General features: G+C 31.9%; 1 protein-coding gene. It reads right to left on the minus strand.

Annotation, left to right across the window (positions count from 1 at the left end):
• Positions 1–161: 161 nt before the first annotated feature.
• On the minus strand, positions 162–1,037 hold the full coding sequence (locus DEF52_RS06005; RefSeq protein ID WP_007548480.1) for a tetratricopeptide repeat protein: 876 nt from the start codon (positions 1,035–1,037) through the stop codon (positions 162–164).
• Between the last annotated feature and the right edge of the window lie 202 nt (positions 1,038–1,239).

Raw genomic sequence — 1,239 nt, forward strand, 5'->3', positions numbered from 1 at the left:
TTCTGCCTTCCTATGACCTGTTCGGACTATTATGAGAAATGCTATACCTTTGCAAACAAATGTTCGTACAGCTGTGTGTCACACACTTTGCTTCAATATTTGCACATTAGCCACTCCCTTGAACAGATACGATAAATTAGCTTTAGGTAAGCTATAAGCTTTTATGAAATCTTTGGGTGCGTGCTGTGAAGTTTTATAAATTTTAGTCTTGCTGTCACTTTGTATAAAGGTATTTTTTCACTCACATCTTTCGAAGTTGTAGCCATGTTTAACAACTTTAAGTAGAATATTGTAGCATTTTGAAAATCTGAAAGTTTATCTAGAATAACAGCTAAATTATAAGTATAAAAAATATTGTTTTCATCGAGGGAAATAGCAGTTATCATATACTCTTTACCTTTTACATAATCCTCCTTTTTCATATAGATCAGACCTAAATTTGCTAATAAAGGAGCATAATTTTTATGTATATCATACAATTTTAACATTTCACTCAACGCCAGATCAGGATCATATTGTGAGATTATCGTCAGAAAATTTTTTAATATGTAAGGGTTACTAGGGTGTTCTTTTAACAGTCTTGTGTAAATCTCTACAGCTTTTTTGTATTCTTTATTAGCGTAATAAATATTTCCCAATCCAATTAAAGCATTTTTATGATAAGGAAACTTTGCAATGATCTGATTAAGGAGAGAAATAGCTGTTTCATTATCTCCTGATTCAAAGGAATCTTTTGCTTTTTTTAAAGTAGAGTATATGTCAAAACTCTTGCCAGAATTCTGCGCAATTTTGATGTTAAATTTATCACTTTTTCTCTCAATAACATCAAGATCTTTATATTTTTTATCAGCTTTTATATGCTTGACAACACTATCAAAGGCCTTCTGTATCTCCAAATTTTCACTAGCATAGGTAACAGAAGACCTCCATAAAATCACAACGCAAATTAACATGCAGATAAACATAGGTCCTAGTGTTGTGGCATTGGCTGCAGCGTGTAACCAGTAAACCTTATTTCTTTGAGCTATATGCAACACATTACAAATTCATAAATGCTAAATTACCTATCTCATACAATAATAAAGATATTATTAATTAGCGGGACGAACATGCTGTGTAGCCTTTCAGAATGCATTTATCTTTTGTCTTCCATATTTCGCTTTATTTCCACAAAAATGCTTCAATTTATCTTAGTCTGGTAGAGACTCATGACCTTGAAACCAGCGATTTGGTCTCATA

Source organism: Wolbachia endosymbiont of Nasonia oneida, from assembly GCF_009012935.1.
GTDB lineage: Bacteria > Pseudomonadota > Alphaproteobacteria > Rickettsiales > Anaplasmataceae > Wolbachia > Wolbachia pipientis.